This is a genomic window from Streptomyces sp. NPDC006610 (assembly GCF_040611575.1).
Lineage (GTDB): Bacteria > Actinomycetota > Actinomycetes > Streptomycetales > Streptomycetaceae > Streptomyces.
In genome coordinates, this window is record NZ_JBEXOP010000019.1 from 74,115 (window position 1) to 94,724 (window position 20,610).

The window sequence follows — 20,610 nt, forward strand, 5'->3', positions numbered from 1 at the left end:
TGAATAGCTCAGAAGGATGAATCGGATCGGAAACTGAGGGCGTCTGCCTCCGCGTTGGCTGGGTAGGGCTTGCGCATACGCAACCGACGAAGGAGGCCACATGGCCGCGTCCGCCCAACTGCTGCTGTCGGCACTGTCCAAACGCCCGGCGGAGCCGTCCGCCCTCCCCGCCCCCCACGCGTGCGCCTTCAGCGCCGAAGGCGCCTGCTCCGAGGCCCCCCTGACCAGCGAACCACCGCTCCCCGACGCCGAGCCCCTCACCAGCGAGCCCCCGCTCGCCACCCCGGACGCCGACTGCGCGAGGCCGTAGATGACCGCACCCCGCCCGGCCGACCCTCCCGGCGACGACCTGCGCGCCCTCGCCGAACTGCACGGCGTGGCCCCCTCCTACCGCCCCTCGCCCGACCGCACGGTCACCGCCTCCGCCGCCGCGCTCACCCGCACCCTCGCCGCCCTCGGCGTCGACGCGAGCACCCCCGCGGCCACCCGCGCAGCCCTCGCCGCCCGCCGCGACGAACTCGCCGGGCGCCTGCTGCCGCCGACGGTCGTCTGCTGGGAGGGAGCCGGCCCGCCCCCGGCACTGACCGCCCTGCCCGAGGGCACCCGGCTGCGCGTCGAGACCGAGCAGGGCGAGACCCGGTCCGCCGTCGAGGGACTCCCGCCCGGCGTCCACCGGCTGACCGCCGCCGCGCCCGACGGCCGCACCGCCGAGGCCCACCTGATCGCCGCCCCGGCCCGGCTGCCCACGCCCACGGGACGCTCGTACGGCCTCCTGGTCCAGCTCTACTCCCTGCTCTCGCACCGCTCCTGGGGCATGGGCGACCTCGGCGACCTCGGCGAGCTGACCGCCTGGGCCGGACGCGCCCTCGGCGCCGGGTTCATCCAGGTCAACCCGCTGCACGCGGCCGTACCCGGCGCCCCCACCGACCCCTCCCCCTACCGGCCCTCCTCCCGCCGCTTCCCCGACCCGGTGCACCTGCGGATCGAGGACGTCCCCGAGTACGCCCACGTCACCCGCGCGGACGACCGCGAACGGCTCCTCGCGCTGACCGAACGGGCCGGCCGGCTGCGCGAGAGCGTGCTGGAGAAGGGCGAACTGATCGACCGCGACGCCGTGTGGGAACTGAAGCGCGCGGCGCTCGAACTGCTGCACGAGGTGCCCCTCGGTCCCGGCCGCACCGCCGCCTACGGCGACTTCCTCGCCGCACAGGGCCGCGCCCTGGAGGACCACGCCACCTGGTGCGCGCTCGCCGAGATCCACGGCCCCGACTGGCACACCTGGCCCGCCGGCCTGCGCGACCCCCGCTCACCGCAGACCGCGCGCGCCCGCCGCGAGCTGATGGACCGGGTCGACTTCTGGTCCCGGCTCGCCTGGCTCACCGATGCCCAGCTCACCGCCGCCCAGCGCACCGCGCGCGAGGCCGGGATGCCGGTCGGCATCGTGCACGACCTCGCCGTCGGCGTGCACCCGCGCGGCGCCGACGCCTGGGCGCAGCAGCACTATTTCGCCGCCGGCATGTCGGTCGGCGCCCCGCCCGACGCCTTCAACGCCCGCGGCCAGGACTGGGGCCTGCCCCCCTGGCGGCCCGACCGCCTCGCCGAGTCCGGCTACGCCCCCCTGCGCGACCTGCTGCGCGCCCTGTTCCGCTACGCCGGCGCACTGCGCGTCGACCACGTGATGGGCCTGTTCCGGCTGTGGTGGGTGCCGCAGGGGCTGCCGCCGACCGAGGGCGCCTACGTCCGCTACGACGCCGAGGCCATGCTCGCCGTGGTGGTGCTGGAGGCCTCGCGGGCCGGGGCGCTGGTGATCGGGGAGGACCTGGGCACCGTGGAGCCGGGCGTACGGGAGACGCTGCGCGAGCGCGGGGTGCTCGGCACGTCCGTGCTGTGGTTCGAACGGGACTGGGACGGCGACGGCCGGCCCCTGCCCCCCGAGGACTGGCGCGCCGACTGCCTCGCCACCGTGACCACCCACGACCTGCCGCCCACCGCCGCCCGGCTCGGCGGCGAGCACGTCGAACTGCGCGACCGTCTCGGCCTGCTCACCCGCCCGGTGACCGACGAACGGGCGGAGGCCGCCGCCGACACCGGCGAGTGGCTGGAGCTGCTGTCCGGGCTGGGCCTGCTGCGGGGCGCCGGCGGCGGCGCGGGAACCGCGTCGGAGGAGGCCGGCATCCAGGCCGTCCACCGCTTCCTGCTGCGCACCCCGGCCCGGCTCGTCGGCGTCTGGCTCCCGGACGGCATCGGCGACCGGCGTCCGCAGAACCTGCCGGGGACCTGGGACGAGTATCCGAACTGGCGGCTGCCGATCGCGGACGGCGAGGGGCGCCCCGTGCCGCTGGAGGAACTGGCCGCCTCGCCGCGGCTGCGGGCGCTGATGGAGGTGCTGCGGGAGGAGGGGGGTGCGGCGCACCGTCCTGAACGCGGACTGCCGTCCTGAACGCGGACTGCCGTCCTGAACGCGGACTGCCGTCCTGAACGCGGACTGCCGTCCTGAACGCGGACTGCCGTCCTGAACGCGGGACGCCGGGCTGCGGCGGGGCGGCGGTACGCCCTCCTGACGCCGGACGGCGGCGGGGGCGGTGGCGCGCTGTCCTGGACGTGGGACGTGGGACGCGGGACGCGGGACGTGTGACGCGGGACACCGGACGCAGGACGTGGGACGCCGGACACCGGACGTGTGACGCCGGACGTGTGACGCCGGACGTGTGACGCCGGTGCGGGCCCGCTACGGCACCCCGGCCGCGCGGGCCCGCACCGGGTTCGGTACTTTTGGCACCGTGGACAAGAAGAACGCCCTGCGCGTCGGCGCCCTGGCCGCCGGTACGACGCTGATGATGCTGCTCATGTCGTCCCCCGCGCTCGCGCTCACCCGCGACGACGGCGACGACCCCGGCACGGGCCTGAGCGTCGTCGAGACGCTGGGCCTCTACGTCGTGGCCCCGCTCGTGCTGTTCGCGGTCATCGCCGGTCTGGTGATGGTCCTGGACAGGTCGCACGACCGGAAGGACCCGACCAGCTCCAACATCACCACCAAGGCCAACGTCTAGCCGACAGCCGAACACCCGGCATCGTCCGGCCTGCGGACGCCGCACGCGTTTCCGAGGGCGCCGTCCCCTCCTTCGTACCCCTGCGCATCGCGCGGTACGAGGGTGGGGAGGGCGCCCTCGGCGTGTTTCCGCCTCCTGCGAGGTCGCCTTCGAGGTCGCCCTCGCCTTGCTCAGGGGCTCGGTGCGGTGAGGTAGCGCTGCACCGTCGGGGCCAGCCAGGCGACGATCTCCTCGCGGGTCAGCTCCACGGCGGGCGGGAAGCGCAGGACGAAACGGGTGAGCGCCAGCCCGAGCAGCTGCGTCGCGAACAGCGCGGTGCGGGCGGGGACCTGTTCCGGGTCGGGGCAGACCTGCCGGGCCGCCGGCAGCAACTGCTCCCGGAAGATGCCCTGCATCCGCTCGGCACCGGAGCTGCTGGTCGCGCCGACCCGGAGGAGGGCGGTCAGCACCTCGTTGTCCTCCCAGGTGTCGAGGAAGTGCTCGACGAGGGCGCGGCCGATCTCGGCGCGGGGGAGTGCCGCGAGGTCGGGGAGTTTCAGGTCGACGGCGACGGCCGCGGCGAAGAGGCCCTCTTTGTTGCCGTAGTAGCGCATGACCATCGACGGGTCGATGTTCGCGTCCTTGGCGATGGCCCGGATGGTGGCCCGCTCGTATCCGTCGGCGGCGAAGCGCTCGCGCGCGGCGGCGAGGATCGCGGTACGGGTGGTGTCGGAGCGGCGGGGGGCCGGGGCGGCCGGGGGCTCCTGCTGATCGGCTGACATGCCGCCGACTTTAGGCCAACCGCTGTTGGACAACAAGTGTTGGCCAACGCATGTTGGCAAGCGCCTGTCGGCCAACGCTCGTTGGTCAACACCTGTTGGTCAACGGGTGTTGACTGCGCCACGCGTCCGGCCTACTGTTGCCAACAACGGTTGGCCAACGGTCGTTGACCAACAAGCGTTGGCACTCTGGAGGTCCCCATGAGCACCACCAGCCCCAGCACCGGCAGCCCCACCTCCGCCCTCAACCCCGGTGCCACCCCCACCCGCGTCCTCGTCGTCGGCGCCGGCCCCACCGGCCTTCTGCTCGCCGGTGACCTCGCCGCCGCCGGAGTCCCGGTCACCGTGGTCGAGAAGCGCCCGCACCGGATCAGCAACCTCTCCCGCGCGTTCGTCCTCCACGCCCGCACCCTCGAACAGTTCGACGCCCGGGCCCTCGCCGACGAGATCGAGGCGGCGGGCCGCCCTCTCGACCGCCTCCGCCTCTTCGGCCGGCTCACCGTCCGGCTCGACACGCTCCCCTCCCGCTTCAACCACCTCCTCGTCATCCCGCAGTACGAGGTGGAGAAGGCGCTGGAGCGGCGGGCGCGGGAGGCCGGCGTGGAGTTCCGGTACGAGACCGAGGTGACCGGCCTCGCCCAGGACGCCGACGGGGTGACCGTCGGGACGCGGGGTCCGGCCGGGGCGGCGCACCGGTTGCGTGCGGCGTACGTCGTCGGGGCCGACGGCGTGCGCAGCGCGGTGCGCGACGCGGTCGGGCTGCCGTTCCCCGGCAGGTCGGTCATCCGGTCCGTCGTCCTCGCGGACGTGCGCCTCGCCGAGCAGCCGGAGAGTCTGCTCACCGCCGACGCGGCCGGCGACGCCTTCGCGTTCCTCGCGCCCTTCGGCGACGGCTATCACCGCGTCATCGGCTGGCGCCGCGATCATGACGTCCCCGACGACGCGCCCCTCGACCTGGAGGAGATCAAGGAGATCACGCGCCGCGCCCTCGGCCGGGACTTCGGGATGCACGACGCCCGCTGGATGTCCCGCTTCCACAGCGACGAGCGCCAGGTTCCCGCCTACCGTGTCGGCCGGGTCTTCCTCGCGGGCGACGCCGCGCACGTGCACACCCCGGCCGGCGGGCAGGGCCTCAACACCGGTCTCCAGGACGCGGCCAACCTCGGCTGGAAGCTGGCGGCCGTCCTGAACGGCCACGCAGGCGACGCCCTGCTCGACACCTACCACCGCGAGCGTCACCCGGTGGGCGCGTCCGTGCTCCGCAGCAGCGGCGCCATCGTCCGCCTGGCGATGGCCCACCGGCCCTGGGCGCGGGCCCTGCGGGCGGCGGTCACCGCGCTGCTCGACACCGTCCCCGCCGCCCACCGCAAGGTCGTCGGAGAGATCACCGCCCTCGGCCACCGTTACCCGGCGCCCCGCGGCGCCCACCCCCTGACCGGCACCCGCGCGCCCGACGTCGCCGTCACCGACGGCCGCCTCCACGCCTGCCTGCGCGGCGGACGCTTCGTCCTCGTCACGCCCCGGACGGACGAACGGACGGACGGCAGGACGGACGACGGGCGGGACCCGGCCGGCGACGACCGTCTGGCCGTCACCCACTGGACCGGCGACCGCCGCGCCACCGTCCTGGTCCGCCCGGACGGCTACGTCGCCTGGGCCTCGGACGCCGCCGGCCCGGCAGCCGTCGAGGCCGCCCTGACCGCCCACCTGGGAGTCCGCCGAGCCGTTGGGGCTGCCGGCTAGCGCGTCAGCGCCCCGGCCCCTCCGCCCCCGCCAGCAACTTCCGCAGCAGGTCGGCCAGTTGGTCGGCCTGCTGGGCGTCGAGGGAGGACAGGGCCTGCGTCTGGGCGGCCAGGCCCGCGCCCACCGCCTGTTCGATCAGCTCCAGGCCCCGCTCGGTCAGGGTGACCTGGAGGCCGCGCCGGTCGTGCGGGTCGGGGGAGCGGCGGAGCAGGCCGGCGCGTTCGAGCTTGTCGAGGCGGCCGGTCATCCCGCCGGTGGTGAGCATGAGGGCGGCGGAGAGCTGGCGGGGGGAGAGGGCGTACGGCTCGCCGGAACGGCGCAGGGTCGCCAGCACGTCGAACTCCCCGCGCGAGATGCCGAAGCGCGCGTAGGCCTGCTCCATCCGGTCGCCCATCGCCCTGGCCAGCCGGAAGATGCGGCCGAAGACCTCCATCGGGCGGGTGTCGAGGTCGGGCCGTACGGCGCCCCACTGGGCCACGATCGCGTCGACCGGGTCGGGGGCGGGAGCGGGGGTCGGGCTCTGGCTCATGAGGGGAGTATCCCCGGCGTCAACGATCGGCCGCAAGAAAGTGGCTTGGCGGGAAGTTGCTTAGTGCTAAGCTAATCACTGGCTACTCACTATCTAGTGATGTACTCGCGTCCGCCTCCCGAAGGAACCCGGCCATGACACGGTCCGCGACCGTCCCCTCAGCCCCGACCGTCCCGACCGTTCTGCTCACCGCCCTCGCCCCCGTCTCCTGGGGCACCACCTACGCGGTCACCACCGAGTTCCTCCCGCCCGACCGCCCCCTGTTCACCGGCCTGGTGCGCGCGCTGCCCGCCGGTCTGCTGCTGCTCGCCATGGCCCGGGTGCTGCCGCGCGGCGTGTGGTGGGGCAAGGCCGCGGTGCTCGGCGCGCTGAACATCGGCGCCTTCTTCCCGCTGCTGTTCCTGTCGGCGTACCGGCTGCCCGGCGGAATGGCCGCCGTCGTCGGCTCGGTCGGGCCGCTTTTCGTCGCCGGGCTGGGGGCGCTGCTGCTGGCGGAGCGGGCGACGGCACGGACCTGGCTGACCGGCGTCGCCGCCGCGTCCGGCGTCAGTCTGGTCGTGCTCGAGGCGGCCGGTGCGCTGGACGTGCTCGGCGTGCTGGCGGCCGTCGCCTCCACCGCGTCCATGTCGGCCGGCACCGTCCTCACCAAGCGCTGGGGCCGGCCGGAGGGGGTGGGCCCGCTCGCCCTCACGGCCTGGCAGCTGACGGCGGGCGGCCTGCTGATCGCCCCCGTCGCCCTCCTCGCCGAGGGCGCGCCGCCCGCGCTGGACGGCCGTGCGGTGGGCGGCTACCTCTATCTCGCCGTCGCCAACACGGCGGTGGCGTACTGGCTGTGGTTCCGCGGCATCGGCCGGCTCACCGCGACCCAGGTCACCTTCCTCGGCCCGCTGTCCCCGCTGACGGCCGCCGTGGTCGGCTGGGCCGCCCTCGGACAGGCGCTCACCCCGCTCCAGCTCGCGGGCATGGCGGTGGCGTTCGGCGCGACGGTGGCGGGACAGCTCGGCGGCCGGTCCGCCCGTCCCGCCCGCCGCCCCCAGTCCTTCGCACTCACCCCGCCCCCCTCCGCTTCCTCCCCCTCTCCTTCCCCCTCCGCTCCCGCCGCGCCCGCCACCATGTACGCGCCCACAGCACATGCACCCCGCCCAGCGCGACCGTCACGACTCCCGCGTCCAGTCGCCGCGTCGCCGAGGATCCGGGGCTGACGAGGGAGGTGACGGCGTTGGCCAGCAGGGCGGCGTCGGCGGGCAGGGTCACCGTCGCGAGGAAGGCCAGGCACAGGGCGGTGCCGGTGACGAGGACCGCGCTGTACACGCGCACCGCCCGCCGTTCGTGGGCCGGGAGCCGGCGGCTCGGGTCCGGCGCGGCGCGGCCCAGCAGCCGCAGGCCGAGGTGGCGGGCGTAGGCCCGGCCGTCGCCGTACAGGTCGCGGCAGCGGAGCAGGTCCTGGAGGACGAAGTAGACGTCCGTGCGCATGAACACCATCAGCTGGAACGGCAGCGGCAGCAGCGCCAGCACGGTGAGCGCGGCCAGGACGCGGTGGGCGGTGCCGTCGGTGGTGCCCGCGGCGAGGGCGGCCACGGAGGCGACGGCGAGGTTGACGGCGCTGCCCGCGAGGTAGGCGGTGAGGCGGTGGCGGCGCGGGGCGAGTTCGATGCCGCTGATGTCGGTCTGCATCACCAGGAACTGCAGCCGGGTGCCCAGCCGTATCCGCGCCGGCACGCCGGTCGCGCGGGCGGTGACCAGGTGGGCGCACTCGTGGAGCAGCAGCAGCGCCCAGCCGGCCGCCGCCCCGAAGGCGACGACGGCGCTGCCGTGCTCGCTCCACAGCAGGGTGCGGTGGCCGATCGGGACGCCCGGCCGGGCGAGCAGCGCGGCGGCGATCAGCAGACCGACCATCACGGGCGCCACCGGACTCAGCGCCCAGCGCACGTGCCGGGGCCGCAGCCGGGGCAGTGTCGGCTTCTGCGGGACCGGCGACGGCACCGGCCGGCCGTCGATCTCGGCGACGAAGCCGAGCCCCACCAGCGCGTCCACGAAGTCGGCCACGTCGACGTCCTGCCCGGTCTCCCGGCGCAGCCGCTCCGCCGTCTCGGCGCTGCTCAGCCCCGCCCCCAGCAGGTCGAGGGCGCGTTTGCCGACGCCGGGCAGGGCGACGAACCGGCCGGTGGCCATCCGCCCCACGATCCACTCGTCGCCGTCGGGGCGGGAGGCCAGTTCGTGCAGCCGGACGCGGCTCACGTCCGCACCCCGCCGCAGGCGGCGCAGTCCGCCTGTCGGGGGAAGCGCTGGAGGTGCGGTTCCCCGGGCAGCATGAGGTTCACGCCGAAGCGGAAGCCCGGTTCCAGGTCCGGTATGCCGGTGAGCAGGGCGAGGGCGGCGTGCGCGAGGAGCGCGCCGGACAGGCCGGCGGTGACGGCGGACGCCGGGTTCCAGGGCATACGGGGTGAGGCCACCCGCTCGTCCTGGCCGGGCGCCAGCCGCAGCTCGCGCCGGGCGGCCTCACCCACGCGCAGGCACTCCCAGCAGGCGCCCCGCCCGGGCACGTACACCCCCGCGGTCACCAGCGGCCCCCGGTAGCCGGCGTCGACCCAGGGCAGGCCCGCCGCGATGCAGGCCCGGTTGACCCAGCGCCGCAGGTCGTCGGGGCGGTCGGCGGCCAGGACCAGCAGGTCGGGGTCGCCGCCCGCGAGCAGGGCCGTCAGGTCGGCCGGGCCGCGCACCTCCAGCCGCTCCCCGGTGACCGTCACGTCCGAGTTCAGCGCCCGCAGCGTGGCCACCGCGGCCTCCGTCTTGGGGCGGCCGATGTCGTCCTCGCGGAACAGCGGCTGCCGGTTGAGGTTGGACAGCTCCACCACGTCCGGGTCGACGCAGTGCACCTGTCCCACACCGGAGGCGACCAGGCTCTGCGCCGCGTGGCCGCCGGTGCCGCCGACGCCCAGCACCAGCACGCGGGCCCGGCGCAGCAGGAGCTGCGCCTCCCACGGGCTCGTCCGCGGACCCCGGTCCATCCAGCGCAGCAGCGGCACGCCCCGGCTGTAGCGCTCCCGCCCCCGACCGGACACCGGCACGGGCGCCGCCGCGTCCTCCAGGAACCCGGCGGCCAGCAGATCGGCCATGGCCTGCCAGACGTCCTCCCCGGTCACGTCCCCGTGTCCGGCCAGCACCCGGGCCACCACGGCGGACGGCGCCCGCGACCCGTCCAGCGCCTCGACGAGCAACCACACCCAGCCCTTGGGGTCGGCGATCTCCGCGCCGATGCCGTGCACGACGCTGCCGATGCGCACATGGCCGTCGACCGTGCGGTAGGGGCGGTGCTCGGGCTTGACGCGGGGGCGTCGCAAGGACCTGACATCGGTGGTCACGCGGTCACCTCTTGGTAGGTATCGGCACCCTTGACACAGTTGTTCACCCCAACGAACCTGGGCAGGAAACCGCGAAGCGGGCCGTTGTTCAGCCAACTTCCTTGGAAGGAGCCGCACATGGCCGAGAAGATCGTGATTCGCCCGCTGGACAAGAAGGAGACCACCGGGGACAGCAACTCCCAGGGCGCCTGATCGGAGCACCAGCGTGCGGACTACGTGGTATCCGGCCGTTGGCGAACTGGAGCGCCGGGCCCGCGCGCTGGCTGCCTCGGCGCCCGGGGCGCTGCGCCTGGGCGCCGTCGGCGAGAGCAGGGCGGGACGCCCGCTGTGGCTGCTGTCGGCCGGCCACGGCGAACGGCAGATCCTCACCGTCGCCGGCGCCCACGCCAACGAACCCGTCGGCGGCGCGTCGTCCCTGCGTCTCGCCGCCCTCCTCGCCCGCCGGCCCGCATTGCTCCAACGGCTCGACTGCACCTGGCACTTCCTGCTCTGCCTCGACCCGGACGGGGCGCACCTGGCGCAGGGCTGGGCGCCCAGGGAGCCGGAACCCTCGCTGGAGGAGTGCCATCGGCACTTCTACCGGCCCGCGTTCGCCCGCCAGCCCGAGTCGCTGCCCGTGCAGGACGCTCCGGGACCGCCGGTGCCGCCGATGCCCGAGTCGGCGACGCTGGTCCGGCTGCTGGACGAACTGCGGCCGGTGGCCCAGTTCACACTGCACGGCATCGAGTTCGGCGGCGCGTTCGCGATGCTGACCCGGCCGGTGCCCGGCGCCGGGCAGGCATTCCGGGACACGGCCGCGCGGTTGCGCGTCCCGCTCGACCACCATCCCTGCGACGGCCCGGACTGGCTCCCCGAACCGCCCGGGGTGCTGCTGCTGCCAGGCGACCGCGGCGGCAGCGAACGCGACCCGAGCGGCTTCACCGCCGAGAGCACCTGGCTCCACCCGCGCAAGTACGGCACCCTGACCACCCTCGTCGAGGCGCCCGCGTGGGGGGTCCCCGGGGTGTCCGACCCGCGGCCGGCCCCCGACCCGGAGCGCGCGGTCGCCCGCGTCGCCGAGGTGCTGCTGGGCCGCGCCCGCGACCTCGCCGCCGTCCTGGGCGATCCCGGCGCGGACGCCGTCCCCGACGACCTGCTGCCCCTGCGCGACGCGGCCCGCGAGTTGATCGAGGTCGCCCCCTCGGTCGCCGCGACCTGGACCGCGGAGGAACTCAGCGGCTCCCGCGGCCACTTCGCCACCCTCGGCATCGCAGCCCGCCGCATTCCGCTGCGCGCGGCGTCCATGATGCGCCGGGCCCTCGCCCGCACCGACCCGCGCACCGCGGACGTGCTCGGGGACCTGGTGCGCGAGTGGTGCCAGGAGCTGGAGAAGACGTACGAGCCGGTGTGGCTGCCGGTGCCGGCGCAGACGGGGCTGCACGTGCGGACCATGCTGGACATCGCCCGGCGGGTGTGAGGCGGCGGCGACGGGCGGGACGCGGCGGGGATCGGGCGGCGTCGAACCGGGCGGAAGGGCGGGCGGCGGCCTCCGGTGACGAGGCCGCCGGCGGCCCGTGGGGGAGGCGGACGGCGCCCCGCCGAAAGGGAACGGCGAACCAGCAGGCAGGCGCCATCCGGCGCAGTCGCCCCTGCCGACCGCTGCGGACCACAGCCGCGCACAGCCGCGCACGTCGCCCGCGGCGGACCGCAGCCGTGCGTGCACAGCCGCGCACGCCGCCCACGCCGCCGGCGGCGGACCACAGCCGTGCACGCCGCCCACAGCGTGCACGCCGCCCACTGCCGCCCGCGGTGGACCGCAGCCGCCCACTGCCGGGAAGCACGCGAGCGCCGCCACTGCCGAGAAGCAAGCGGGCGGCACCCGCCCAAAGGCAGGCACCGCCCGCGAAAAGAGACCGGGCCGCGACGACCAATGGCCCCCGCCCGGAGGGCTACGCGTCCGCGGCCTGCGCCTTCAGCGCCCGCTCGATGCCCGACCGCGACTCCGACACCAGCCGGCGCAGCGCGGCGTTCGGCTCCGCCGAGGCCAGCCACGCGTCGGTCTTGGCCAGCGTCTCCGGGGAGACCTGGACCGCCGGGTAGAGGCCGACCGCGATCTGCTGGGCCATCTCGTGCGAACGGGACTCCCAGACGCCCTTGACCACCTCGAAGTACTTGTCGGTGTACGGCGCGAGCAGCTCCCGCTGGTCGGTCTGGACGAAGCCGCCGATGACCGCCTCCTGCACGGCGTTCGGCAGCTTGTCGGACTCCACGACCGACGCCCACGCCTCCGCCTTGGCCTCCGGCGTCGGACGGGCCGCCCGCGCCGTCGCCGCGTGCCGCTCGCCGGCCGCGGTGCGGTCCCGCTCGTACTCGGCGGCGATCTCCGTCTCGTCGTAGCGGCCCACCGCCGCGAGCCGCTGTACGAACGCCCAGCGCAGCTCGGTGTCCACGACCAGGCCCTCGACCGTCTGGGAGCCGCCGAGCAGCGCCTCCAGCAGGTCCAGCTGCTCCGGCGTCCGGGCCGTCGCCGCGAAGGCGCGCGCCCACGCCAGCTGGTGGTCGCTGCCCGGCTCGGCCGTCCGCAGATGGGCCAGCGTCGCCTCCGTCCAGCGGGCGAGCAGCGACTCGCGCCCGGCGGGGGCGGCGTACAGGTCGATCGCCAGCTTCACCTGCCGCTGCAGGGACTGGACCACGCCGATGTCGGACTCCTTGCCGATGCCGGACAGCACCAGGGACAGGTAGTCGCGGGTGGCCAGCTCGGCGTCGCGCGTCATGTCCCACGCCGACGCCCAGCACAGGGCGCGGGGCAGCGACGACTCGAAGTCGCCGAGATGCTCGGTGACGAAGGCGAGCGAGGCCTCGTCCAGCCGGACCTTGGCGTACGACAGGTCGTCGTCGTTGAGCAGGACGACGTCCGGACGGCGCCGGCCCACCAGCTGCGGCACGGCGGTCCGTTCGCCGTCGACGTCCAGCTCGATGCGGCCGCCGTCCGCGTCGCGCACCAGCTTGCCGCTCGCGGCGTCCAGGTCGTACAGCCCGATCGCGATGCGGTGGGGCCTCAGCGTCGGCTCGCCCTTGGCGCCGACGGGCAGCGCCGGGGCCTCCTGGCGGACGGCGAAGGAGGTGACGACCCCGTCCGCGTCGGTCTCGATCTCCGGGCGCAGGACGTTGATGCCGGCCGTCTCCAGCCAGGCGCGCGACCAGTTCTTCAGGTCCCGGCCGGAGGTCTCCTCCAGCGCGCTCAGCAGGTCCGACAGGCGCGTGTTGCCGTACGCGTGCCGCTTGAAGTAGGCCTGCACGCCGCGGAAGAACTCGTCCTCGCCGACGTAGGCGACGAGCTGCTTGAGCACCGAGGCGCCCTTGGCGTAGGTGATGCCGTCGAAGTTGACGAGGACGTCGTCCAGGTCGCGGATGTCCGCCATGATCGGGTGCGTGGACGGCAGCTGGTCCTGCCGGTAGGCCCACGTCTTCATGGAGTTGGCGAACGTCGTCCACGAGTGCGGCCAGCGCGAGCCCGGCGCGTCGGCCTGGCAGGCGATCGACGTGTAGGTGGCGAACGACTCGTTCAGCCACAGGTCGTTCCACCACTCCATGGTGACCAGGTCGCCGAACCACATGTGGGCCAGCTCGTGCAGGATGGTCTCCGCGCGCGTCTCGTACGCCGCGTCCGTCACCTTCGACCGGAAGACGTACTGGTCGCGGATGGTCACCGCGCCCGCGTTCTCCATCGCGCCCGCGTTGAACTCCGGCACGAACAGCTGGTCGTACTTCTCGAACGGGTACGCGTAGTCGAACTTCTCCTGGAACCAGTCGAAGCCCTGCCGGGTGACCTCGAAGATGGCGTCCGAGTCGAGGTACTCGGCGAGCGAGGGACGGCAGTAGATGCCGAGCGGCACGCTCCGGCCGTCCTTCTCGTACACACTGTGCACCGAGTGGTAGGGGCCGACGATCAGCGCCGTGATGTACGACGAGATCCGCGGCGTCGGCGCGAACACCCAGACGTTGTGCTCGGGTTCGGGGGTGGGCGAGTTGGAGATGACGGTCCAGCCCTCCGGCGCGCGCACGGTGAACTGGAAGGTCGCCTTGAGGTCCGGCTGCTCGAACGAGGCGAACACGCGGCGGGCGTCCGGGACCTCGAACTGGGTGTAGAGGTAGGCCTGGTCGTCCACCGGGTCGACGAACCGGTGCAGGCCCTCGCCGGTGTTGGTGTACGCGCAGTCCGCGACGACGCGCAGGATGTTGCGCCCCTCCAGCAGACCGGGGAGCGCGATCCGGGAGTCGGCGAAGACCTCGGCCGGGTCGAGCGAGTCGCCGTTCAGCGTCACCTCGTGCACGGCCGGCGCGACCAGGTCGATGAAGGACGTGGCGCCGTTCTCGGCGACGTCGAAGCGCACCGTGGTCACGGACCGGTAGGTGCCGCCCTCCTGCGCGCCGGAGAGGTCGAGATCGATCTCGTACGAGTCAACGGTGAGCAGCTTCGCCCGCTGCTGCGCCTCTTCGCGAGTCAGGTTTGTGCCAGGCACGCGGTCATCTCCTCGTGATGTGTGGGTTGCGTCATCCTTCCATGTGGCCTGTGGAGATCGCGATGTGCTTGGCGCCGAGCTGACTGTCGCGGCACGGATCGCCCACTGTCACCCGAACGGGTTGAACGGAGCAGGCGATCAGCTGCGGGCGGAGGCCCTCGAGCGGTTCCCGGAGCCGGACTCGGCGCGGTCACGGTTCGGCCGGGCGAGGATCAGGGCGGAGAACGTGGCGCGCACCAGCGGCGGAGAACGTGGCGCGCATCAGGGGCCGCGAGCTGACTGCTCTGCGCAAGGAGAGCGGACTCACCCGGCAGGGTGTGGCCGCTGCAGTGGCATGAGCCCCATGGCCCCCCGGAGCCCGAACGCAGGGGCGTCCACCGCGACCTACGCCGGTGGACGCCCCTGTCTCGTGGCCGGGACTACTTCTTCAGCTCGGCCGCCACCAGCTCCGCGATCTGGACCGCGTTCAGCGCGGCGCCCTTGCGGAGGTTGTCGTTGGAGACGAACAGGGCCAGGCCGTTGTCCACCGTCTCGTCGCGGCGGATGCGGCCGACGTACGACGGGTCCTGGCCGGCCGCCTGGAGCGGGGTGGGGACGTCCGCGAGGGCCACGCCGGGGGCGCCGGCCAGCAGCTCCTTGGCGCGCTCCACGCTGATCGGGCGGGCGAAACGGGCGTTGACCTGGAGGGAGTGGCCGGTGAAGACGGGCACGCGCACGCAGGTGCCGGAGACCTTCAGCCCGGGGATCTCCAGGATCTTGCGGGACTCGTTGCGGAGCTTCTGCTCCTCGTCGGTCTCGTTCAGGCCGTCGTCCACGATGGAGCCGGCCAGCGGGAGCACGTTGTAGGCGATCGGCGCGACGTACTTGTCCGGCTTCGGGAACTCCACCGCCGAGCCGTCGTGGGTCAGCTTCGGGGCGTCCGCGCCGACCTTCTGCACCTGCTCGAACAGCTCGTCCACGCCGGCCAGCCCGGATCCGGACACCGCCTGGTAGGTGGCGACGACCAGCGCCTCGAGGCCGGCCTCCGCGTGCAGCGGGCGCAGCACCGGCATCGCGGCCATCGTCGTGCAGTTCGGGTTGGCGATGATCCCCTTGGGCCGGTCGGCGATCGCGTGCGGGTTCACCTCGGCCACCACCAGCGGCACCTGCGGGTCCCGCCGCCACGCCGAGGAGTTGTCGATCACGACCGCGCCCTGCGAGGCGACCTTCTCGGCGAGCGCCTTCGAGGTCGCGCCGCCCGCGGAGAACAGCACGATGTCCAGGCCGGTGTAGTCGGCCGTGGACGCGTCCTCCACCGTCACGCCGTCCAGCTCCGTGCCCGCCGAGCGGGCGGAGGCGAACAGGCGCAGCTCGGTGACCGGGAAGTTCCGCTCCGTGAGGATCCTGCGCATGACCGTGCCGACCTGCCCGGTGGCTCCGACGATTCCGACCCTCACGGTGACTCCCTCTACGTCTGATATGTGCACTGTGCCCGGCCGAGGCACCTCCATGATGCGGCCGACCCCGGCGTACCTGTCCAGTTTTTTGGCGGGGATGACCGAGGACTGGGACATGTGTGACGCACAACATGCCCCCTCCCACCGCGCCGTTGCGGAAACGTTACCGAACGTTTCCGTCGCCACCGGCGTCGTAGGAGAAACGCGGGACGAGAGGGGTGGCTGTGCTGCGCGGAAAGGCCCGCCGCGGGCAGGGGGCGGTCCACGCGGATCACGCGGCGGACGACCCCCTGGACGCGGCTCAGGAACGCCGGGTGCGGGCCGTGCTCGCGCTCGGCGGCGTGCCGCAGGCGGACCTGCCGGACGGGGTGCAGCAGGTCCGCCTGCGGCTGCTGGAACGGGCCGCGAGCGGGCTGGAGGCGCCGCGCGACGTGTCCGCCTGGGCGGCCGTCGTCGCCTCCAACCTCGCCATGGACTGGCACCGCGCCAAGCGCCGCCAGGAACGGCTCGGCGAGCGCCTCGCCGCGCTGCGCCAGCCCAGCCTCCCCTCCGGCGAGGACACCAGCGTGCTGTCCCTCGCCGTGGCCCAGGGCCTGGACGAGCTGCCCGATCCCCAGCGGCAGGTCCTCGTCCTGCGCTTCTACGCCGACCTCCCGGTGCGTTCCATCGCCGAGGAGCTGGGCATCCCGGAGGGCACGGTCAAGAGCAGGCTGCACACGGCGGTACGGGCCCTGCGCACCCGGCTGCACGAGGACGAGGTGGTGTGACGTGACCGTCGAACACGACGGCTGTGACGGCCGGCCCGGCGACGACCGCCCGGACCCGCTGCTCGCCGTCCTCACCGGCGAACCGCTGCCCGGCGACGCCGACCCCGCCCATCTCGCCGAATACCGCGCGGCGGCCGACGACGTGGCGCTGCTCAAGCGGCAGCTGACGCTCCTCGGGGACGCCCTGGCCGAGCCCCCCGCAGCCGCGGCGCGCCCCGCCGCTCCACCGCCACGGCGTGCCGCGCGCCGCCCGCGCCCCGTCCGCGTCCGGTCCCTGGCCCTCGGGGCCGTGGGCGTGGCCGCCGCCGGCGCGATGGTGAGCGGCCTCGGCTGGCTCGCCGTGCAGGCCGGCTCCGCGTCGAACGTCACCAGCTCCGCTGACGAGGCCGGCGGCGAACGCGCCGACGCCGAGGCCAAGGACGCCGGGGCGCTCGCCGCGCCCGGCTATCTCGCCTGCGCCCGCCTGGTCGCCGAGGGCGAGGTGGCCGCCGTGGAACCGGTGCCCGGCACCCGGAAGGAACGCGTCACCCTCCGCATCACCCGCTCCTACGTGCCGGACGTGCCGGACGGGAACCGGGCGGGCGAGACGGTCTTCGTGATCGCCCGCGCCGCCGGTCTCGACGAGGGCGAGCACGTCCTGGTCGCCCTCCCGCACGGCAGCCGCACTCCGGACGCCGTCCACGTCGGCGAGCGGGACGTCGCCCGGCAGCGGCGCATCCTGGAGAACGCGCTGCCGTACGCGGGGACCTGCGAATAACGGCGTACGGCGGCCCGCGGACAAGGCGGCACCGGCACCCGCGGACGACGCAGCACGCATCCGCGGACAGCGGGCACGGCACCCGCGGGCAACGCAGCACGGCATCCGCGGACAGCGGGCACGGCGGCCCGCGGGCAGCGGAAAGGGGCGGGCGCCCGACCGGACGCCCGCCCCCTGCCCGCCACCGCGGTCCGCCGTCACGCGGTTGACGCGTGACGGCGTCACCGGGTTACGGCGTGACCTTCTCGATCTTCACGCTGCCCACGCCCGCGACCGTGCCGCGCGCGTTGACCAGCTGCACCTGCCCGAAGAACTCGCGTCCCTCGGGGGCCGCCGCGGCGGCGGTGACGCTGCCCGTGACGGTCGCCGAGTCGCCCGTGCCCAGCTTCACCGGGGCCGAGCCGCCGACGTCGACGGAGCCCAGGGAGGCGGAGTAGAAGACGTCCCGGTAGTCGTACGCGGTGGAACCGGCCGGCACCGAGTAGCCCACGACCTCGATGGTGTACGCGCCGGCCGCCGGGGCGGCGAGGGAGACCCGCTCCTCGGAGTCGCCGTCGGCGGACTCGCCCACGACGTCACCGGCCGCGTCGTACACGTACAGGTCCAGGTCGGCGGCGTTGTCCGAGACGCCGCCGATCGCCACGTCCAGCGAGGTGGCGCCCGCGGGGACCTCCACGGTGGTGGTCTGGGTGGCGCCCTGCGCGATGGTCGGACGGGTCGTCTTGGACGAGCCGAGCGGTCCGCCGACCAGCTTGCCGTCGATCGCCGCGTAACTGTTGGTCACCGTCCAGGAGGCGGCGGCCGGCGTGCCGACCTTGGCTTCGGGCACGGTCACGGTCTCCGGGTCGAAGGCCGCGCCGAGGACGGTGACGTCCAGCGTGAACGGGTTGTCGAGCACCGGCGAGGTGCGCCGCGACTCGACCTCGATCTCCCAGACGCCGGGCTGCGGGTCGGCGTACGAGCGCACGCCCGGCTTGCAGCCGTTGCCGTCGAGGTAGTTGTTGTAGCAGAACGGCGTGCCGGTGCTGTCCGACGGGACGCCGTACGGGTGGATGGCGATGAACCGGGTCTGGCTCTTGTCCTTCAGCCCGCCGATCGCCACCTCCAGCGCCTTCGCGCCCTCGGGGACGGTCACGAAGAACGACTTGTGGCTGTTGCGCTGCACCGAACCGGACGCCGAGTAGGTGTACTCCAGCGGCGCCGAGACGACCACGGTGTTCAGGACCAGCTTGTCGATGCCCTCGGTGCGCGGGTCGTCCACCTCGAGGACGGCGCTCTTGAGGCCGGCGGACCGCGGGGCGGCCTGGACCTTGACGGTCACCGGCTTGTTCAGCGGCAGCAGCACCTCGTCGGAGCCGAGGATGCGGAAGGTGCCGCCGGCGTTGTTCTCGAAGTGCAGCTCGTGCCGGATCGCCCGGTCGGCGCCCGACGTACGGGTCAGGGTGACGTCGTACGTCTTCTTCTGCCCGGCCTTCAGACCGCCCTCGCGGTCGTAGACGCCGGTGCCCTGGCCGGGGGTCTTGAGGAACTGGTCGATCGCGGTGTCGACCGGAGCCTGCACGGTGTAGGTGTGCGCGGTGGCGCCGTCGAGGATCGCGTCCCAGGCGTCCTCGATGTCGATGAGGCCGGCCCCCTCCTCGTACGCCTGCACGCCCGGGATGTGGTCGGCGGTCGAGGTGAGCGCCGTGCGCAGGGTCGCCGGGGTCAGCTCGATGCCCTTGCGCTTGGCGGCGCTCAGCAGCAGCGCGCTCGCGCCGGCCGCCTGCGGGGAGGCCATCGAGGTGCCCTGGAGCATGGAGTAGCCGGGCGGCAGGCTGTAGCCGGCCTCGGCGACCGGGCCGCCGGGCGACCAGGTCTGGGTGGTGTTGATCGCGGCGCCGGGCGCGGAGAGCGTCGGCGTGAAGCCGCCGTCCTCACGCGGGCCGCGCGAGGAGAACGGCATCATCGCGTACCGCTTCTCCACCAGGGAGCCGTAGTTGGCCGCCCAGGTCTCGCGGGAGACGGTCGCGCCGACCGAGATCACCTTGTCCGCGAGGGACGGGTCGCCGATCGTGTTGGCGCCGGGGCCGGAGTTGCCGGCCGAGATGACCAGCTGGACGCCGTACTCGTCGATGAGCCGGGTGTACAGCTCGGCGCGCGCGTTGTTGCCGTCGTTCAGCGCGGGCAGGCCGCCGATCGACATGTTGACGATGTCGACGCCGCGGTTGACGACGAGGTCGATCATGCCCTCGGTCAGCGCGACATTGGTGCAGCCGCCGGACCAGGTGCAGGCGCGCGAGGAGACCAGCTTGGCGCCGGGCGCCGCGCCGTTCATCTCGCCGCCGAACAGGCCGTTGGCGGCGGTGATGCCGGCCACGTGGGTGCCGTGCGAGCCCTCGATGACGCCGATGCTGACGTAGTCGGCCTTGGCGCCGGCCGCGTTGTAGACGACGTCCTTGCGGATCTCGATCACGAACGGGATGCGCTCGGCGATCGCGGTCGCCGGGTCGTCGGTGCCGAAGTAGCCGACCTGGTACCCGTCCTTGTAGGGCTTCATCGCCGTGTCGTCGGTGAAGTCCAGGTTGTCGTTCAGGTCGACGCGCGCGGTGCCGGAGGCGGCGTCGTAGAGCACGCCCCAGATGTCCGTGGTGTCGCCGTCGCGGTTCAGGTCGCCCGCCATGTCGCCGCCCGTGGTGGCCGACTCGGCGAAGTAGTTGAACTTGAACGCGCCCTCGGGGGCCTTGAACGTCTCGGTGCCCTGCGCGGTGGTGGTGACGGTGAACGACGGTCCGCCGACCGAGGTCGTCATCCGCCGCCAGGTGCCGTCGCCGTCGGCGACCGGGTCGGTGGCGGTGACCCAGTCGACGATCTTGCGCTCGCCGGTCGTGGTCTTCTGCAGCGCCGGGTGGCCGAGGTCGACGCCCGAGTCCAGGATGCCGATGGTGACGCCGCGGCCGTCCGCCCTCGGGTGGTCCTCGACGAAGTCGACGGCGCCGGTCTCGAAGGACGGGTTGTACGGGTTCTCGGCCGGGGTGTGCCGTCCGGGCGCCGGGTACGTCCCGGTCGCGGCGGCGGGCGCGCCCTTGGCCCGGTCCCCGCTCGGCGTCGGGTCGTCGAGCGGGATCTCCTCGCGCAGGTCGATGCCGTGCACGGAGGACAGCTTGGCTGCGGCGGCGATGGCCGCGTCCGCCTCGCCGGTGGGGACGGTGGCCCGGACGTATCCGAGCTTGTCGTACGTACGGCCGACCAGACCGCCCTCGACCGAGTCGAGCTGCTCGGCGACGCGCTCGGTCTGCCCGGGCGCCGTCGCCACCATCATCGTGACGCTCTTGGCGCCGTCGGCCTTGGCCTCGGCGAGCAGGTCGGCGTCGTCGGAACCGAGCTTTTCGTGGGCGGACTTGACGCCGGGGTCGGCGGCGGTGGCGGGGGCCGGGTCCGCGGCGAGGGCCATCGGAACCGGTCCGGCCGCCGAGAGCGCGGCGACGAGACCGGCGGCGACGGCGATCCGGGCCACGCGTCTGGCGCCCGGTATCGGTTCGCGCTGGGGGGTGAAGGTCATCGGCATCCCTTGTTGGTAAAGGAATCGAGCGTGAGGCGGTCAAGGCCGGTCGGGCCGAACGGCCTTGACCGCCAGGTCCGGAACTCGGTCCCGGACGAGCGCTCAGCCTGGTACAGGGGACGGTTGTTCGGGAGAAGTTGGCCGAATCGAAATCGATGTGTGGGGAAA

Annotated in this window: 15 protein-coding genes; 9 read left to right on the forward strand and 6 right to left on the reverse strand. The window is 74.0% G+C overall.

Annotated features, from left to right (window positions below):
* Positions 1-100 precede the first annotated feature (100 nt).
* The 3 genes from ABZY13_RS17590 (at position 101) to ABZY13_RS17600 (ending at position 3,050) form a co-directional block, all read left to right on the forward strand.
* Positions 101-310 (forward strand): hypothetical protein, encoded by a 210-nt coding sequence (locus ABZY13_RS17590; protein WP_356631569.1) that lies wholly within the window; start codon positions 101-103, stop codon positions 308-310.
* On the forward strand, positions 311-2,440 hold the full coding sequence (gene malQ, locus ABZY13_RS17595) for a 4-alpha-glucanotransferase (protein WP_356631571.1): 2,130 nt from the start codon (positions 311-313) through the stop codon (positions 2,438-2,440).
* Between the two features lie 340 nt (positions 2,441-2,780).
* Positions 2,781-3,050: a hypothetical protein gene (locus ABZY13_RS17600; protein ID WP_356631573.1), complete on the forward strand. Its 270-nt coding sequence runs from the start codon at positions 2,781-2,783 to the stop codon at positions 3,048-3,050.
* A 170-nt stretch (positions 3,051-3,220) separates the two neighbouring features.
* Here ABZY13_RS17600 and ABZY13_RS17605 read toward each other — a convergent pair whose 3' ends face one another.
* Complete coding sequence (locus tag ABZY13_RS17605; RefSeq protein ID WP_356631575.1) at positions 3,221-3,811, reverse strand: TetR family transcriptional regulator; 591 nt, start codon at positions 3,809-3,811, stop codon at positions 3,221-3,223.
* A gap of 198 nt (positions 3,812-4,009) precedes the next feature.
* Here ABZY13_RS17605 and ABZY13_RS17610 point away from each other — a divergent pair, with 198 nt between their 5' ends.
* Positions 4,010-5,551: an FAD-dependent oxidoreductase gene (locus ABZY13_RS17610; protein ID WP_356631577.1), complete on the forward strand. Its 1,542-nt coding sequence runs from the start codon at positions 4,010-4,012 to the stop codon at positions 5,549-5,551.
* A gap of 4 nt (positions 5,552-5,555) precedes the next feature.
* On the opposite strand, the gene ABZY13_RS17615 is transcribed toward ABZY13_RS17610, so the two are convergent.
* Entirely contained in the window at positions 5,556-6,080 is a 525-nt protein-coding gene (locus ABZY13_RS17615; protein ID WP_356631579.1) for a MarR family transcriptional regulator, read from the reverse strand.
* A gap of 134 nt (positions 6,081-6,214) precedes the next feature.
* Here ABZY13_RS17615 and ABZY13_RS17620 point away from each other — a divergent pair, with 134 nt between their 5' ends.
* Positions 6,215-7,282, forward strand: coding sequence for an EamA family transporter (locus tag ABZY13_RS17620; protein ID WP_356631581.1), 1,068 nt, complete (start codon positions 6,215-6,217; stop codon positions 7,280-7,282).
* A 1,032-nt stretch (positions 7,283-8,314) separates the two neighbouring features.
* On the opposite strand, the gene ABZY13_RS17625 is transcribed toward ABZY13_RS17620, so the two are convergent.
* Complete coding sequence (locus ABZY13_RS17625; protein WP_356631583.1) at positions 8,315-9,442, reverse strand: ThiF family adenylyltransferase; 1,128 nt, start codon at positions 9,440-9,442, stop codon at positions 8,315-8,317.
* A 39-nt stretch (positions 9,443-9,481) separates the two neighbouring features.
* On the opposite strand from ABZY13_RS17625, the gene ABZY13_RS17630 reads away from it, so the two are divergent.
* Positions 9,482-9,634 (forward strand): hypothetical protein, encoded by a 153-nt coding sequence (locus ABZY13_RS17630; RefSeq protein ID WP_356631585.1) that lies wholly within the window; start codon positions 9,482-9,484, stop codon positions 9,632-9,634.
* A 13-nt stretch (positions 9,635-9,647) separates the two neighbouring features.
* On the forward strand, positions 9,648-10,898 hold the full coding sequence (locus ABZY13_RS17635) for a M14 family zinc carboxypeptidase (RefSeq protein ID WP_356631587.1): 1,251 nt from the start codon (positions 9,648-9,650) through the stop codon (positions 10,896-10,898).
* Positions 10,899-11,370: 472 nt separating this feature from the next.
* Here ABZY13_RS17635 and pepN read toward each other — a convergent pair whose 3' ends face one another.
* Both pepN and ABZY13_RS17645 read right to left on the reverse strand, forming a co-directional pair.
* A complete protein-coding gene (pepN, locus tag ABZY13_RS17640) occupies positions 11,371-13,944 on the reverse strand; it encodes an aminopeptidase N (protein WP_356631589.1) in 2,574 nt (857 codons plus the stop codon).
* Positions 13,945-14,363: 419 nt separating this feature from the next.
* Positions 14,364-15,380, reverse strand: a complete 1,017-nt coding sequence (locus ABZY13_RS17645) for an aspartate-semialdehyde dehydrogenase (RefSeq protein WP_356631591.1) — start codon at positions 15,378-15,380, stop codon at positions 14,364-14,366.
* Between the two features lie 224 nt (positions 15,381-15,604).
* Between ABZY13_RS17645 and ABZY13_RS17650 the strand changes: the two genes are divergently transcribed.
* Positions 15,605-16,147, forward strand: a complete 543-nt coding sequence (locus tag ABZY13_RS17650) for a sigma-70 family RNA polymerase sigma factor (protein WP_356631593.1) — start codon at positions 15,605-15,607, stop codon at positions 16,145-16,147.
* Between the two features lies 1 nt (position 16,148).
* Positions 16,149-16,904 (forward strand): hypothetical protein, encoded by a 756-nt coding sequence (locus ABZY13_RS17655; protein WP_356631595.1) that lies wholly within the window; start codon positions 16,149-16,151, stop codon positions 16,902-16,904.
* Between the two features lie 229 nt (positions 16,905-17,133).
* Here ABZY13_RS17655 and ABZY13_RS17660 read toward each other — a convergent pair whose 3' ends face one another.
* Complete coding sequence (locus ABZY13_RS17660) at positions 17,134-20,442, reverse strand: S8 family serine peptidase (RefSeq protein WP_356631597.1); 3,309 nt, start codon at positions 20,440-20,442, stop codon at positions 17,134-17,136.
* Positions 20,443-20,610: the final 168 nt, after the last annotated feature.